At 66.9% G+C, this 15916-nt stretch carries 10 protein-coding genes; 5 read left to right on the forward strand and 5 right to left on the reverse strand.

All coding sequences use genetic code 11. From position 1 onward, the window contains the following. Positions 1–96: 96 nt before the first annotated feature. Both ACCC97_RS25300 and ACCC97_RS25305 read left to right on the forward strand, forming a co-directional pair. The gene (locus ACCC97_RS25300) at positions 97–1008 is read left to right on the forward strand and encodes a LysR family transcriptional regulator (RefSeq protein ID WP_413312091.1); all 912 of its coding nucleotides are present in this window, start codon (positions 97–99) and stop codon (positions 1006–1008) included. Between the two features lie 158 nt (positions 1009–1166). Beyond that, the gene (locus ACCC97_RS25305) at positions 1167–1430 is read left to right on the forward strand and encodes a hypothetical protein (RefSeq protein ID WP_193386558.1); all 264 of its coding nucleotides are present in this window, start codon (positions 1167–1169) and stop codon (positions 1428–1430) included. On the opposite strand, the gene ACCC97_RS25310 is transcribed toward ACCC97_RS25305, so the two are convergent. After that, a complete protein-coding gene (locus ACCC97_RS25310) occupies positions 1395–2183 on the reverse strand; it encodes a response regulator (RefSeq protein WP_413335688.1) in 789 nt (262 codons plus the stop codon). The two genes, ACCC97_RS25305 and ACCC97_RS25310, sit on opposite strands and share 36 nt — an antisense overlap. A gap of 403 nt (positions 2184–2586) precedes the next feature. On the opposite strand from ACCC97_RS25310, the gene ACCC97_RS25315 reads away from it, so the two are divergent. Together ACCC97_RS25315 and ACCC97_RS25320 are read left to right on the forward strand one after the other, a co-directional pair. Then, positions 2587–5835: an autotransporter outer membrane beta-barrel domain-containing protein gene (locus tag ACCC97_RS25315; RefSeq protein WP_413335690.1), complete on the forward strand. Its 3249-nt coding sequence runs from the start codon at positions 2587–2589 to the stop codon at positions 5833–5835. Positions 5836–5941: 106 nt separating this feature from the next. Then, positions 5942–6250 (forward strand): hypothetical protein, encoded by a 309-nt coding sequence (locus ACCC97_RS25320; protein ID WP_413312086.1) that lies wholly within the window; start codon positions 5942–5944, stop codon positions 6248–6250. Positions 6251–6277: 27 nt separating this feature from the next. On the opposite strand, the gene ACCC97_RS25325 is transcribed toward ACCC97_RS25320, so the two are convergent. Then, positions 6278–7402: a pyridoxal phosphate-dependent aminotransferase gene (locus tag ACCC97_RS25325; RefSeq protein ID WP_413335692.1), complete on the reverse strand. Its 1125-nt coding sequence runs from the start codon at positions 7400–7402 to the stop codon at positions 6278–6280. A gap of 103 nt (positions 7403–7505) precedes the next feature. Between ACCC97_RS25325 and ACCC97_RS25330 the strand changes: the two genes are divergently transcribed. Continuing rightward, positions 7506–8969: a PLP-dependent aminotransferase family protein gene (locus tag ACCC97_RS25330; protein WP_413335694.1), complete on the forward strand. Its 1464-nt coding sequence runs from the start codon at positions 7506–7508 to the stop codon at positions 8967–8969. 30 nt (positions 8970–8999) lie between these two features. On the opposite strand, the gene ACCC97_RS25335 is transcribed toward ACCC97_RS25330, so the two are convergent. The 3 genes from ACCC97_RS25335 to ACCC97_RS25345 form a co-directional block, all read right to left on the reverse strand. Next, entirely contained in the window at positions 9000–9494 is a 495-nt protein-coding gene (locus ACCC97_RS25335) for a MarR family winged helix-turn-helix transcriptional regulator (RefSeq protein WP_157632213.1), read from the reverse strand. Between the two features lie 86 nt (positions 9495–9580). Then, positions 9581–11344, reverse strand: coding sequence for a tannase/feruloyl esterase family alpha/beta hydrolase (locus tag ACCC97_RS25340; RefSeq protein WP_413335696.1), 1764 nt, complete (start codon positions 11342–11344; stop codon positions 9581–9583). 496 nt (positions 11345–11840) lie between these two features. Beyond that, positions 11841–15830, reverse strand: coding sequence for an autotransporter outer membrane beta-barrel domain-containing protein (locus tag ACCC97_RS25345; RefSeq protein ID WP_413335698.1), 3990 nt, complete (start codon positions 15828–15830; stop codon positions 11841–11843). Positions 15831–15916: the final 86 nt, after the last annotated feature.

Raw genomic sequence — 15916 nt, forward strand, 5'->3', positions numbered from 1 at the left:
GGGGGGGGCTTTCTAAAATGTTATTTTTTTATTTTTTGTTTTGCGCTTTCTGAAATTCCACGCAGGCCGCTTGTGGCCGCACCAACCGGGAAATCCATGGCAATTCGCGCCTTGCAGGAAACCGCGGTCCGGTACTTTCTAGAGGTTGTGAAGACCGGTTCCGTGAAGGACGCCGCGCTCAAGCTCAACGTCGCGCCCTCGGCGGTCAGCCGGCAGGTGGCACGGCTGGAGCGCGAGCTCGACACGCTCCTGTTCGAGCGCCACGCGCGCGGCATGGTGCCCAACGCGGCCGGCGAGATGCTGGCCGCGCACGCCAAGCGGGCGCAGCAGGACATCGAGCGGGTCACCAACGACATCGCCGGCCTGCGCGGCCTGCGCAGCGGGCATGTGCGCGTGGCGAGCACGGAGGGTTTTGCCTTCGACTTCATCCCGACGCTGATCGCGCAGTTCCGGCAAAAGCACGAGGGCATCCGCTTTCACCTCGAGGTCTGTTCGCTGGGCGACATTTCCAGGCGCGTGCGCGACGGCGAAGCCGACGTGGGCATCACCTTGAGCGCGGTGCCCGAGCCCGGCATCGAGATCGAACTGCGGCACCCCAGCCCCATCCTGGCCGTGATGGCGAGGGATCACCCCCTGGCGATGCAGCGGCAGTTGTCGCTGCGCCAGGTGGTGGCGTACCCGCTGGGGTTGCCGCAGGAAGACAGCTCGATCCGGCGCCTGCTCGACGCCAGCTGCATCCGGCAGGGTTTGCGCTATGAGCAGGCCATGTCCAGCAACCATGCGAGTGCGCTGCTGAGTTTTGCGGCGGCCGGCGGCAGCGTTGCTTTCTATGGCGCGCTGTCGATGCGAACGCTGTTGCGGAGCAAGGCGCTGGTCGCCATTCCGCTCAAGGACCGCGAGATGAACGAGCGCCACCTCGAGATCGAGACCATGGCGGGGCGCTCGCTGCCCGATGCCGGGAAAGCCTTTGTGCGGTTTTTGGTCGAGGCCGTGAAAGCCTCCGGCTGATCCGGCCGCCCAGCAAGGACCGCCCCACGCGAATCGCGTGCGGACCTCCTATAAATACGGGATGCCTGGAGAGGCTCCTTTCGGGTCAACTCGGACACTTGCAAGCATGCGAAAGCGAAGCAATGCCGAGACGGACCATCCACAGCGCGACCATCACCTTGAAACTGCCATTCGACCTGGACGCCAGCGAAGAGGTCACTGCCCTTCGGGCTGCCGGCATTCCCGTTGACGCGCAGGGCAATGCAGAACGGGGCTTTCTCTTCGTCAGGTTCGGCGAAGAAAGGGGAAAGCAGACCAACATCTTTCGGTGGTTTGCCGGTGGGGTGGGGCCAGACCGTAGCGATGTCCGCACTGCTTCTCGATCCCGCGAACACAGTGCCGCGCGTTCAGGCGACGTGCTCAATGGCTGGATGCCCAACTAGCTTCGCGTCCAGGTCGGGTGGTCGAATAACCCCGCCTTCGCCGCTGGGGTCGAACATATACCCGACGCCCCACACCGTCAGGATGTAAGAGGACGGTCCGTTCTGCAATAGCTTTCGAAGCCGGGAGACTTGCACATCCAGGCTGCGCTCGAAAGCGCCGAGTTCGCGGCCACGCGCTACCTGAGCGAGTTTTTCCCGCGAAAGCGGCTGCCCCGCATGGCGGACCAGCACCTTGAGTATCGCGATCTGAACGGTTGTGATGCCCAGGATTAGCCCGTCCCTGCGAAGCGTGCGCGTGCCCAGGTTGAATTCGAATGGACCAAACCGGACCACCTCGTTTCTGCTCGAAGGACCGCCCGGCTCCTCCCTCGGAGGGCTGCGCCGCAGAATTGCCTGGATACGCGCTCGTATTTCCCTGGGATTGAATGGTTTGCGGACATAGTCGTCCGCGCCCATCATCAATCCCGCAATTCGATCGGTATCTTGCGCCTGCGCACTGAGAATGATGATGGGAACCCGGATGCCATTGGCTCGCAGCCGCTGGCAGATCGAAAAGCCGTCCTCGTCCGGCAGCAGCAGGTCGAGCACGATGAGGTCAATCGCGCGGCGATGCAGGATCGACGAGAGCGATGCACCGTTCTCGGCCTCGAATACCTCGAATCCCTCTTGCGAAAGATAGCTGCCTAGCAATTGCCGCACGCGGGGGTCGTCATCAACTATTGCGATCGCGTCGGCTCGGTGGGCTATCGTCATGGAAGCAAACTTTGTTAAATGAGAATCTCGCTCGTCTCGGCGGTTTTGCGGGGTTATAGGGCTGCACCAGTTGATTGATCAAATCCATCAATTTGGCCGAAGGGCGATTTGCGGAGCGAAAAAGCAGCCCCTCCGGACCCCGTTGTTTTCAATTGACACGATAAATGAAATTCAGTCTCTCATATTTCAATGTAATCCTGAGATCGATTCAGGATGCAATAAAAACGAACGTGAATAAATTGGCGTTTGTACGAGGAATGCATAATTCGGGCTGAGGCGAAAGCTCCAATTACGATTGTTTGTATTTAGAGTCCGCGGCTCGCACAGGGAGGCATGGAGCACCGGAAATACCGGCGCCCGCGCCCGCAGTTCTTGCGGAGCGCATTGCCAGGACAGACAGGTTATGAACCGGATTTTTCGCGTCATCTGGAACGACGCACTCGCCCTTTGGACCGTCGCTTCCGAATTGGGACGTGGCCACGCAAGATCTACCTCAGCCACGCAGGGCGTGGCCCTGCTAGCCGCCACTTTGCTGGCGGCTGCTTCCTTGCCCGCCTCCGCCGCATGTACGACGGACACGAATGCCAATGCAGTCAATTGCACGGGAAACCAGGGCACGACGGTAGGTACGGGCGCGGCGACCACGCCGGGCGTCTCGGTCACGGTCACGTCGGGCGCGACGGTCGATACAGGCAACAGCTCGGGCATCAGCGTCGGCGACCAGGCTGCCATCGTGATCCAGAACGGCGGGATCGTTCAGAACAATGCCGCCAGCGGCGGCGCATCGCCTTACCCGGGCATCGGTGCGAACACGATCGAGGTCAACAACAACAGCACGATCACCATCGATGCAGGGGGCTCCGTCGCCGCCAGCGGCTCAGGTGGCAACTCCGAAGCCATCAACCCCCTGGGCAGCGGAAACATCATCACCAACAACGGCGCGATCAGCTCTGCCCATACCGCGATCTGGTTCCAGGCGAACAGCGGTTCCAACACCGTCGTGAACACCGGCAGCATCGTCGCTGGTGCCGGCACGAACTCGACCACGACGACCGTCATCGGCGCCAGCGGCACGATGGCGGTCGATTTCACCAACAAGGGCAGCCTCGTCGGCTCGCTCGCCTTCGCTGGCGGCAGCGACGTGCTGCGCTGGTACACGGGAGCCACGATCACCGGCAACATCAGCGGTGGCGCGGGCGCCGACCTGCTCACGCTCAACAGCGACAACGGCGCGAGCGACACTTTCGCGCCGCGGTCTCTTACCGGATTCGAAACGCTGGTCAACAACAGCGGCACCTGGAAATTCAATGTCGCGCTGGCACCAGCGGGCATCACGAGCACCACGGTCCTGGGGGGAACGCTGATCCTTGGCGCCGACAACAGCGCCTATGCAGGCAGCATGACCGTGGGCTCGGGCGGCGTGCTGCAGAGCAGCGCGCAGTTCGCGCCGGCGACGATCACCGACAACGGACTCGTGCGCTTTGCCCAGCCCGACAACGCAACCTACAGCGGCCTGTTGAGCGGCACGGGCGGCATCGAGAAGACCGGCACGGGCACGCTCACGCTGATCGGGGACCAGACCTTCACGGGCCTCACCACTGTTTCCGCGGGAACGCTGCAGCTCGGCAACGGCGGCACCACGGGCAGCATCGTGGGCAACATCCTGAACAACGCGACGCTGGCCATCAACCGCTCGAACGCGCTCACGCTGTCGGGCACGATCAGCGGCACCGGCTCGCTCGTGAAAGAGGGCGCCGGCGCCACGACGCTGACCGCAGCCAACAGCTACAGCGGGGGCACCGCGCTCAAGCAGGGCCGATTGAACGTCGGCAACAGCCTGGCGCTGGGCACCGGCGCGCTGGCAATGGACAACGGCACCACGCTCGGCTTTGCCGCCGACGGCCTGAACCTCGCCAACGCCATCGTGCTGACCGGCAGCGACGACCCGGTGATCGACACCGGCAGCTTCAGCGCAGCGCTCAGCGGCAACATCAGCGGCAGCGGCTTCATCACCAAGCTGGGCAGCGGCACCCTCACGCTCTCGGGCGCCAACAGCTACACCGGCGCGACCGACGTGGCCGAAGGCACCCTGAGGGCAGGCGCAAGCGGCACCTTCAGTGCGGCCTCGGCACACACGGTGGAAAGCGGTGCCACGCTCGACCTCGCGGGCTTCAGCCAGACGGTGGCCTCGCTCGCCAACAGCGGCACCGTCTCGCTGGTGGGCACCGCACCGGGCACCACGCTCACCGTCACCGGCGCCTATGCCGGCAACAACGGCGTGCTGCGGCTGGGCACTTTCCTGGGCGACAGCAACAGCGTGAGCGACCGGCTGGTGCTGGACGGCGCGAGCGCCTCGGCCAGCGGCCGCACCAGCGTGCAGATCACGCAACTTGGTGGCCTGGGCGCACTGACCACGGGCAACGGCATCGAGGTGATCTCGGCGCGCAACGGTGCCACCACCACCGCGCAGACCACGAAGGACGCCTTCTCTCTCGCAGGCGGGCACGTCGATGCGGGCGCCTACGAGTACCGCTTGCATGCCGCCGACGCGAGCGGTGCCGGCGAGAATTGGTACCTGCGCTCGACCACCACGGCGACGGTATCGACGGCAACGCCAGCGACAGGCGCGGGTGTCTCGACCGGCGGCACCGGCACTACAGGCCCCATCACCGTGCAAGTGCCAACCTATCGCGCCGAAGTCCCGCTGCTGTCCGCGTTGCCCAGCCAGGTGCGCCAGATGGACCTGGCCATGATCGGCAACCTACACCAGCGCATCGGCGACGACGACGTCAAGGCCGGCGGCCCCGCATCGACCGGCACCGAGCGCCGTGCCTGGGGCCGTGTGATCGCCACCGACATCGACATCCGCCAGCAGGGCACCGTCAGCCCGCACAGCAAGGGCAACGTCAAGGGCTTCCAGGCCGGCACCGACCTCTTCGCCACCTCGAACTGGCGTGCCGGTGTGTACGTCGGCCAACTCGACGGCCGCGTCAGGGTCAACGGCTTCGCCAGCGGCATCGCCAACCTGGCCGTCGGTTCCAACGACCTGCGCAGCCAGTACCTGGGCGCCTACGGCACCTGGACCGCCGATTCGGGCTTCTATGCCGATGCCGTGCTGCAGGCTGGGCGGCACCGCTACACCATCGAGCCGTTGTCGACCTCGCGCGGCGCGGGCAAGGGCGACAGCCTGATGGCGTCCATCGAAGTGGGCCAGGCCTTCGCGCTAGGCGAGAGCGGCTGGAAGATCGAGCCGCAGCTCCAGCTGATCCACCAGCACCTTGGCCTGGACAACATCGCGATCTCCGGTGCGAACGTGCGGCAGGACAGTAACGACGGCTGGATTGCGCGCATCGGCGTGCGCCTGAAGGGCGAGATGGCCACGGCGCTCGGCACGCTGCAACCGTACGGCCGCTTCAACCTCTACAAGGCGAGCAGTGGTGCCGACGTGGTCCGCTTCGTCGGACCCGCCGCCACGACCGACGTCACGGGCCGCACCGGTTCCACCGTCAGCGAGCTGGCCGGTGGCCTCACCCTGGCGCTGAATCAGACGACCAGCATCTACGGCGAAGTCGGCAAGCTGTGGGCCTCGGGTGGCGCGACGGATGTGAAGACTTCCCTGCAAGGCTCGCTCGGGCTGCGCATGAAGTGGTGAGAGCGCGCCGCGCCATGAACCAGTTCTTGGCGCGGTGCGGTCTTGCGCCGGCAGTCGAGAAGAAGCCCGGCCAGGACAAGAATTCAAAGGTACCTGCCAGCCCCCTATGAAGCCGGACATCGATCTTCCTTGGACTCCTTTCAGCTTCGATGGTGTAGCAACCTGGTTGTGTCCCAGTCTGTGGGACGAGACGAAGCACGTCCCCTTCAGGGGGGCGTTATTCGTTCTTTCCTACAGCGCATCAACCATTTTCTTTTTCTCGGTAGTGATGGTTCCCGTCGGGTTGCTTGTTTCCGTTCCGTTGATGACGACGCTCGCGATCGCACTCATCCCCGGGACGTGGTTTGGTATCGCGATGGGTTTGCTTTCTGGGTGGCATTTCAGAAGAAAAGTGCATAAATCCAGGCAGCCATAGCATGGCGGGCCCCGGCTGAGCAAGACCTCAGGCCGCGGCCCACTCCAGCGCCTGGCCCACGCAGTGCAGCGCGGCGGCGAGCTCGGCGTTGGTCGCCAGGCCGAAGCCGAGGCGGAACACACGGGGCTGGTCGCCGAACCAGGGGCCCGGCGCCAGCCGAACACTGCGTTCATGCAGTGCCGCCTGAAAGCGCTGCAGCGCCGCATCGTCATACACCTGCGGCTTCAGCCGCACGCAGCACAGCGCGCCGGCGTCCGGACGCACCCATTCGATCCGCGCGGCGTGGCGGCCGACCCAGGCCTCGAGCGTCCCCAGGTTGTGCGCGAGATGCCGCCGCCGCGTGCCGACGATGTGCTCCCCTTGCTTCAGAACCGTGGCCGCCAGTGCCTCGTCCAGTGGCGAGCACGAGATCACGGTGTTGAACTTTGCCGTGATCAGCGCTTGCCGCAGCGCCGCGTCGCGCACGATCGCCCAGCCGATGCGCAGCCCCGCGGCGCCATGGCACTTGGAGAGCGATGCCACCGTGACCACCCGAGGCCCCAATGCACTGGCGCTGGGCAAGGTGGAGTGGTCGCCGTAGGCCGCCTCGCGATAGGTCTCGTCGACGATCAGCCAGGCATCGGGCGCATGCGTGCGCATCAGCTCGGCCACTTTGCGCAGCGTCGACGCCGGGATGGCGACACCCGAGGGATTCTGCGGCGAAGCGAGGCTCACGATGCGGGTCTTCGACGAGAGCAGCGCGCGCAGCGCCTCGAGGTCGATCCGGTAGCCGGCGTCGAAGTTCAGCGGCAGCGAGCGCACGGTCGCGCCGACCGCCCCGAGCGTATTGCGCGCGAGCGGAAAGGCCGGTTCGGCGATCACCGCTTCGTCGCCTGGCCCGCAGAGCGTGAAGGCAAGGAGAAACAGCGCATGCATGCCGCCGACCGTGACGACCACATCGTCGGCATCCACGCCATGACGCGCGGCGATCTGCGTGCGCAGCTGCGCACCGCCCGCCGCAGTGCCGTAGCCCAACTGAAGCGCGCCGATCTCTGCCAGGTTGGAGCCGAGCAGTTCGCCGAGCCAGAGGTTCGGTCCCACGCTCTCGGCCAGGTCGTGGCGCGGCGCGCTCGAGACCAGCGAGATGATGTCGTTGTCCGGAAATCGATCCATGGCTTCTCGTACCCGTCTTGTGTAGCTGCCTTCGATGGTGCAAGCTCCAGGTTCAAGATAACAGCCACAGTTTTCTGAAATTGCGACCAGCACAGTTGAAGCCATGACGCTCGAAACACATTCCGCCGGCGGTGCCGATCCGCAGCCCGCCACGCGCTTCCGCTACGAAGAGCTGGCCGATTTCATCGCCGGCCTCGTCGAGAGCGGCACGCTGCCCGCGGGCAGCCGCGCGCCATCGCTGCGCGAGATCAGCGCGCAGCACCGCACCAGCCTGAGCACCGCGGTGCAGGCCTATCGGCTGCTCGAGGACCGCGGCGTGCTCGAGGTGCGGCCGCAGTCGGGCTACTACGTGGCCCGGATACCGACGGCGCTGCCGCTGCCGGCACCCACGCGGCCGCCGCTGCGCCCGACCAAGGTGGCAGTGTCGAACCTCATGCTGCAACTGCTCGAGAACGCATCGAACGAGGCCTACGTGCCGCTGGGCTGCGCCATTCCTAGCGCGCGGATCCTTGCTTCCTCCAAGCTCGACCGCATCCTCGCGCGCACCGCGCGCGTGAAGGGCGCGCAGCTCAACACCTACTCACCGCCGCGCGGCGAACTGTCGCTGCGCATGGAAATCGCGCGCCGTGCCATGCGCTTCGGACAGGCTTTGTCACCTGACGCCATCGCCATCACCTGCGGCTGCACCGAGGCGTTGGCGCTCGCGCTCGACGCGGTCACCGAGCCTGGCGATGCGGTCGCCATCGAATCGCCGACTTACTTCGGCCTGCTGCAGGTGTTGCGCATGCGCGGCCTGCGGGTGGTGGAACTGCCCACCGACGCCGGCACCGGCGTGGTGATCGATTCACTGCGCGACGTGCTTGCCGCGGGCCAGGTGCGCGCCTGCGTGCTGGCTTCGAGCTTCCAGAATCCGCTGGGTTTCACGATGCCGATCGAGAATCGCCGCGAGGTGCTGCGCCTGCTCGCGAAGCACCGCGTGCCGCTGATCGAGGACGACGTCTATGGCGACATCCATTTCGGCGAGGAACGCCCGATTCCCTTCAGCGCGCTCGACCGCCACGACAACACCATCTACTGCGGTTCGTTCTCGAAGACGCTGGCGCCGGGCTATCGCATCGGCTGGATCGTGCCGGGCCGCCACATGGCACGCGTGCTCGAGAGCAAGTTCGCCTCGACGCTGGCCACACCGGTGCTGACGCAGGCTGCGCTTGCGGACTTTCTCTCGAACGGCGACTACGACCGCCACCTGCGCCGCTTGCGGCGCGAGTTCGCCGACACGCTGGAGCGCATGTCGCGCGTGATCGAGCAAGCCTTTCCGCCGGGGACCAGGATCACTCGGCCAGCGGGCAATTTCGTGCTGTGGCTCGAACTTCCCAAGGCGCTCGACACGCGGGCGCTGTTCGCTCAGGCGCTGAAGAAGGGCGTGTGCTTCGCGCCCGGCGTGGTGTTCTCGGCGAGCGGGCGCTATGCCCATTGCATGCGCCTGAGCGGCGGCTACGGCTGGGATGCGCGCATCGAGAAGGGCCTGCGCACGCTGGGCGCGCTCGCGGCGAAGGCAGTGAGCTGAACGAAGAGGCTGCGGCGGGAAACCCGGGGCTCACACCCGCCGGTGCGCAGCCACCCGTTCGAGCAATTCGAACAGCATCCCTCGCTCGCCGGGCGTCAGGTGTGCCAGCAGATCGGCCTCCATCTTCGCCGCGACGGTCTCCGCCTTCTTGACGAGATCGCTGCCCTTGCGCGTGAGGCGTACGTGCGCCGAGCGGCGATCGGTCTCGCTGCGGCTGCGATTCAGCAGGCCGCGTTCTTCGAGCCGATCGAGCGTGATCGTGAGATAAGGCATCGAGACGTACAGCGCACGCGCGAGCTGCTTGGGCGTCACATCGCTGTTCGAGTCGACCAGCACGAGCAGCGAGAACTCGACCCGCCGCAGGTTGAAGGGTTCGCCCACGTGCTTCTCGTAGAGGGTCGACGTGGGGATCGTGGCCTGCACGAGGCTGTAGCCCAGCAGCCGGCGCATGCGCTCGTCTTCCAGTCCGCTGCGGTCGGGATGGCGAGCGGGTTCATGGGAAGAAGGAGGGGGGCGGGCCGTCATGGAGGCGGCCAGTGTAGCGGTCCGGCCGGACCGATCGCACGCGCCTGGCAGGCGGGCGACCGCATCGCGGCCGGCGATGCCCGCCGTCAGTTGGCGCAGACGAACTTGCCGGGATCGTTCTGTTCCAGCAATGCCGCCGGCGCCGAGCCGGTGGTCCCGATGTACTGCGCGTATTGCGGGTAGGGGCACAGGGGCCGCACGCGCGAGCTCACTCCCGCGGGCAGCGTCCAGCCGGCGGTGTCGGGATTGCCGGGCTTCGAGCTCGCGATCAGGCGATCGGGCGCCTTGCCTTTCTCGACCCAGTCGACCATCGCGCTGAATACCGGGAAGGTATCGGTGGCGGGGCCGCCCGAGCAGTGGTTCATGCCGGGCACCGCGAACAGCCGCACGAAGTCCTTCACGGTGCCGTTCGCCGTGTTGCCGGCCAGCGAATCGACCCACTTGGCCGTGTAGTTGAAAGAGAAGACCGGGTCGCTGGTGCCGTGATAAAGAATCAGCTTGCCGCCCTTGCCCTTGAGCTTGGACATGTCGGTCGAGTGCGTGCCCATGAAGCTGTAGGCCGACTCGGTGTAGATTCCGTCGGTGGCCTTGATCTTCGGCGCGTCGGCATCCCAGTCGAAGCGCAGCTGGAACTGCACCAGCGAGTTGCCGGTCGCCAGGCCCTGTGTGGGCGGGGTGGTGAAGATCAGCGGACCCGCGCCGCCGCCGAGGGTGGCGTTGATCGCATCGTTCGCGCCGCTCGTGCGGTAGCCGAATCCGGTCTTCCAGATCTGCCAGCCGAAGGCGCCGATGCCCGCGTCCCAGGGCCAGTCCGAGTAGAGCGCGTCGCCGGCGCTGTTTTTCACGCCGCCCATCACCTTCTGCATGGCCGTGACCTGGGCCGGAACGAGGCAGCCCGGCGCGCCTGGTGCGCCCGGTGCGCCGCAGGCCAGGGTGCTGACATCGAAGGTGCAGGAGCGCTTGTTGATCATGCCGTCGACCAGCCCGTCGTCGGCATCGCACTTCGCCAGTACCGCTTGCTGCAGGGCCGCCCATTGCGCGGGCTGGAAGGCCGCATTCATCAGGGGGGTCGCGTTCGAGGCGCCGGGGCCCGTGGTTTCCAGGAAGCCCTGCGCTTGCGCCGCAGCCGCGAATTGCTGCGTGTCCCAGGCTTCGGCGAGCCAGGCCTTCGGAAGATCCGAGCCGGGGTCTCCGGCGACCACGCCGTCGAACTCGTCGCCGAAGCGCTGCGAAACCATCATCGCTTCGCGTCCGCCTTCGGAGCAGCCCATGAAATAGGCGTAGTCCTGCTTCTTGGCGTAGTAGCGCGCGACCAGCTGATTGGCGAGCTGCTTGGTCTGGCCGATCGCGTTGTAGCCGAAATCCACGCGTGCCACGGGGTCGAGTCCGAAGGAGGCCGTGCCCGCGTTGTTCGGATCGTTGTTGGTCGCGTTGCTGTGGCCGCTGTCGTTCGAGACGGTGGCATAGCCCGACAGCAGCGGCTGGACGGTTTCACCGTTGCTGATGGCGCCCGTGGTGTCCGGCACCGAGCCATCGGAGCCGCCGCCGCCGCTCATGAACATGCGGCCGTTCCACCGCGTCGGCAGGTTGATCTGGAACGCGATTGCATAGGTCGACATCGCGTCGGTCTGGCCCGCGGCCTGGAGGCCCTTGCGGCCGCCGTTGATGGTGCCGGCCACCGCGCAGTAGCTTTGCGGGTTGCCGCTCGCGTCGGTCGCCGTGGTCTTCGCGATCTTGGTCGAAGTGATGCTCACGGTGCGTCCCGCGGCCGAGAGCTCGGCCGCCAGTGCCGCGACCGCTGCACAGCCGCCGGCCTCGTCGGGCGTGTTGAGCAGCGCGGGCTGGGCCACGGGTGCCGGCGCGGGCGACGGCGGGGGCGCAGACGGGGGTGAAGTGGGCGCGGGGGCTGGTGTCGGCAACAGGGTGAATGCGGAAGCCGCCCTGTCGCTCCCTCCGCATCCGCTTGCGGCGGCCGCCGCGACGACACAGGCCAGCAGCGGCCTCCGGATTGGGGAACCCATTCGATTGTCTCCAGTTGTTAACTAGTTTTCGAGCCCGCACTGCCCGATCCCCCTCGTGAAATCGGAGGAAACGAGTCGTTCGAACGGGAGAATAGTTAACTTGATTAATCAAATGATCGGGACTTACCCGAGGCCCCATGCAGCGGGCTGAAGCTCGCGCTCGTGCTATTGGTGCTGGCTAGATATCAGTGTCGGGCTCTCCCAGGTTCCGGTGCTGGCCGTCGCGGGCTTCCATGTTCTGAGCGGCCGCGTTTGGGCATTCGGTCCTCCGGGGGCGGGCAGGGTAGGGCCTCCGGATTTGACCGTCACCGCAACTGCAACTTCATCACCACTTCACGCGCACGCCAACCGAGCCATTGACCGAGCTCTTGACCCTGGCGTTGCCGCCGCTCGCCCAGAGCTTGCCGACTTCTCCGTAGAGGCTCGTCGACGCGCCCAGGGTCAGCGTGAAGCCGCCCGCGAGCTCGGTGCTCGCGCCGCCGGTGGGCACCGAGATGTCAGTCGTGATTGCTCCGTTCACGAAGCGCGCGATGTCCGCGCCGCTGGAGCTCCTGTAGACGTTGAAGCGGCCGTACGGCTGCAGCATGCCGATGCTGGTGTCGACCTGGCCCTTCACCCGCACACCCGCGCGGGCGATCCAGCCGCTGTCGGCCTGCGGCTGGACGACGGCGCCGACAATGGCGGAGTTGTTCAGATCCATGTGCTGGTGGATCAGCTGCAACTGGGGCTCGATGCTCCAGCCGCTGCCACCGAGCGCAAAGGCTTGCCCCACCTCGATCGAGCCCAGCAGGCTGTTGCCCTTGCCGCCGACGCCCTGGCCCAGCAGCGGCTCGACCGTGTAGCGGTGGCGGCCCGACTGCAGCACCGCATCGGCATAGAACCCGCTGTCACCGGTGTAGGTGCCGTACACGCCCACATACTGGCTGCGAAGGTCGTTGCGGCCCACGGCCAGGTTCTGGATACCGCTGGCGAAGCCCCGCACGCGGGCGTCGCCGTCGAGTTGGCCGACGTAGATGCCTGCGCGCCAGTTCGGCGCGGCCAGCAGGTCGGTGCCGGCCTGGAAGCCCGTGAGCCGGCCCTTGCCGGTGGGGGAGACGGCGCCACCTTGCTGGACGTCGATGTCGGCGGAGAGCACGCGCGCCCAGGCGTGGCGATCCGAGCCGCTCGGCATCGCCGCGCTGCCCTTGACGTCGTCGTCCCCCACGCGTTTGCGTAGGTCGCCCAGCATCGCAAGATTGCCCTGGCGCAGTTGGCTCGGCAGCGCCGCGTAGAGCGAGGCTTCCGATCGGTAGGTGATCACCGGCGCAGCGGGCGCCGCCGGTGGGACCGCATTGATGCTTGATCGCAGGAACCAGTTCTCCCCCGCGCCCTTGGCATCGGCTGCGTAGAGGCGGTACTCGTACGCACCTGCATCGACATGGCCGCCGGCCAGCGAGAACGCGTCCTTGGTGGTCTGGGCCGTCGTGGTGGCGCCGTTCAGTGCGGAAATCACTTCGATGCCATTGCCGCTGGTCAGTGCGCCCAGTCCACCGAGATTGGTGATCTGCACACTGGTCTTTCCACTGGCCACCGCTGCGGCGCCGTCGAAGATCAGGCGGTCCGACGAGCCCGAGTTGCCGAGAGCCGTCCCTAGCCTCAGCACACCGTTGTTGCCGACGTAGGCGCCGTTGAGGGTCAGCGTCGTGCCCGCGGCCGCCCCGACCAGCGAGACGGTGCCGCTGTTGCTCAGCGAAGCCACGGTCTGGTTGAAGCCTGCAAGATCCAGCGTCGCGCCCGAAGCCACGCTGTACGCGGAGCTTGCACTGAAGGTGTTGGCGGCGCCGGCCTTCAGCGTGCCCTGCGCCACATTGGTGGCGCCGGTATAGGTGTTGGCGCCTGAGAGCGTCAGCGTGCCCGTGCCTTGCTTCGTGATGAAGCCGCCGCCGCTGATCGCGCCGCTCAGCGTTTCATTGAAGCTGCCGGTGTCGATGACCGGATCGTTGTTGCCTGTCAGTTGGATCGTGTTGGCAACCGTCAACCCATCGGCGCTGAAACCCAGCGTGGTGTCGTCGTCCATCGCCAGCGCGCCGGTGCCCAGCGCCTGGTTGTGGCCGAGGTTCAGGCGCCCTTGACGCAGCGCGGTGCCGCCCGTGTAGGTATTGGCGCCCGAAAGCGTCAGTGTGCCGGTGCCGATCTTGACCAGCGAGCCGCCGGTGCCCGAGATCACGCCCGAGACTTCGGTGTTGGCGTTCAGCCCGCCCGTGGTCAGTGCCTTGGCGCCGAGAATCACGTCGCCCATGCCCGACAGCGCGCCGATGGAGATTCCCGCTGTGGTCAGCGAGCTGATGCGCAGGCGCCCGCCAGCGTTGTTGACCACCGTGGCTTGGCCGGCGCTCGCGCGGTCGAAGATGTCAATCAGCCCGCCGCTTTCGTTGACGAAGGTCGCCTGGCCCGCGCTGGCGTCGTCCAGCAGGTTGATCTGGCCGCCCGAGAAGTTGGTGATGCGCGCGTTGCCGGCCGTCGCGTTGAACCAGATGTTGGTCAGCCCACCGTGGTTCTCGATGACGGCGTTGCCCGCGGTGGCGTTGTCGCGAAACTCGGCGGCCGCGCCGTTGTTCATGACCAGACGGGCATTGCCTGCCGACGTGGTGCCGCCGAAGCGGACGAAGCCGGCATTGCCGGTGGCGCCGCGCTCGGCGGCGGTAATGGTCAGTCCGCTCGCGTCTGCGTTGCCGCTGAAGAGCAGCGAGGCATTGGCCGCCACCGAGACAGGACCGCTGCCCAGCGCGCCGGTCGCGGCTGCATTGAGGCTGCCCGCCTCCACGGCCGTCCCGCCGACGTAGTTGTTGGCCGCACTGAGCACCAGCGTGCCGGCGCCGGTCTTGCGCAGGCTGCCCGGACCGGAGAGCGTGCCGTTGAGGGTCAGCGTACGCACCAGATCGACTTCGAAGGTCGCACCGCCCGCTCCGAGGGTGATGCTGCGCGTGGCGGTGGTCGTGCCGGTGGAGCACAACGTACCGGCGTCGAGCGTGAGCCTGCCGGACGAGTCGCCGAGCGCGCCGTCGTCGGCGATGGCGAGCGTGCCTCCGAGCACCGTCCAGGGCGTCAGCCCGGTGGTGGTGCCGGTCAGCGTCCAGGTGTTGGCGCCTGTCTTCTCGTAGCGCTCGAAGCCGCGATAGGTCGCGGCGCCGAGCGAAGTGGTGCCGTCGGTCGCCACGCCCGAGAGGCGCAGCACGTTCCCGGTGCCGATTGCCGACAGGGTCCCATTGATCACCGAGCCGTTCTGCAGCTCGACCGAGTTGTCGTTGCCGGTGACGCGAACCGCGTCGCCGCGCGTGACGCCGTCGCCGCCCATGCCGCCTGTCAGGGTGCCGCTGTTGACGATGCTGTTCGCATTGCCGCGGATGCGCAGACCTGCGCCTCCGATGCCATTGGCGGCACTGCTGCCGCCGGCACCGCCCGCGCCCCCCACCAGTGCCCCGGTATTGAGCACCGAGTTGCCGCTGGACTCCATCGCCAGGCCGGCGCCGCCCTCGCCGCCGCCGCCCACCATGCCGCCGATGGTCGCCACGCCGCCATTCCCTCCGCTCCCGCCAGTGGCCGTGCCGGTGTTGGTGACGGTGGCGCCCCCACCTTGCAGCACGATGCCGTCTCCGCCGCCGCCGCCACCGCCGGCCCATTGGCCGATACCGCCGTTGCCGCCATTGCCGCCGACGATGGCCTGGCTCGCATTGCTGACTACCGCATTGGCGGCGACACCCTGAAGGCCCGCGCCACCACCGCCGCCGCCGCCGGCCAGTCGCCCGCTGCCACCATCGCCGCCACTGCCCCCCAGGAGCGTGGTGGCGCCCGTCACGGTGATGGAGGTGCCAGAGGTGTACACGGCGGCACCACCGCCGCCGCCGCCGCCCGCCCCATAGATCGGATCGGGATCGGGAACGCCGGTGCTTCCCGACGATCCGCCGACGGAGCCCGTGACGCTGGTCGCGCCCACCGCTCCCCCGACTCCGCCGGCACCAGCCGCTCCGTTACCGCCGGCTCCGCCACTGCCTCCCGATGGAGACGATCCGTTGCTGGTGGGGTACATGCCGATGTTGCCGCCGCCGCCGCCACTGCCATTTCCAGCACCGCCCCGGCCGCCAGTACCCCCGCCCGCGACGAATGCAGTACCGCCGCTGGCCTGCGCCCAGGCGCCTGCCGGCAGGCCAGCCAAGGCCAGCAAGCACACGGCGGCAGCGACCGAAGAAGCGCGCCGCCCGCACCGATGCGAAACCTCCGAAACGGCGACCCAGGCGCCGAGCGCAGCGTTCCAGATGCTGCGGTACACAGTGTTCATGTCCCAACCTCTCCTAACGATGGATATGCAACCAAAACAGGCTGAATGTAACTAAACGTGCGGGAGGGGAGAGTACTGTTTTCGTC

The organism is Variovorax sp. Varisp85 (assembly GCF_047304045.1).
Classification (GTDB): Bacteria; Pseudomonadota; Gammaproteobacteria; order Burkholderiales; family Burkholderiaceae_C; genus Variovorax.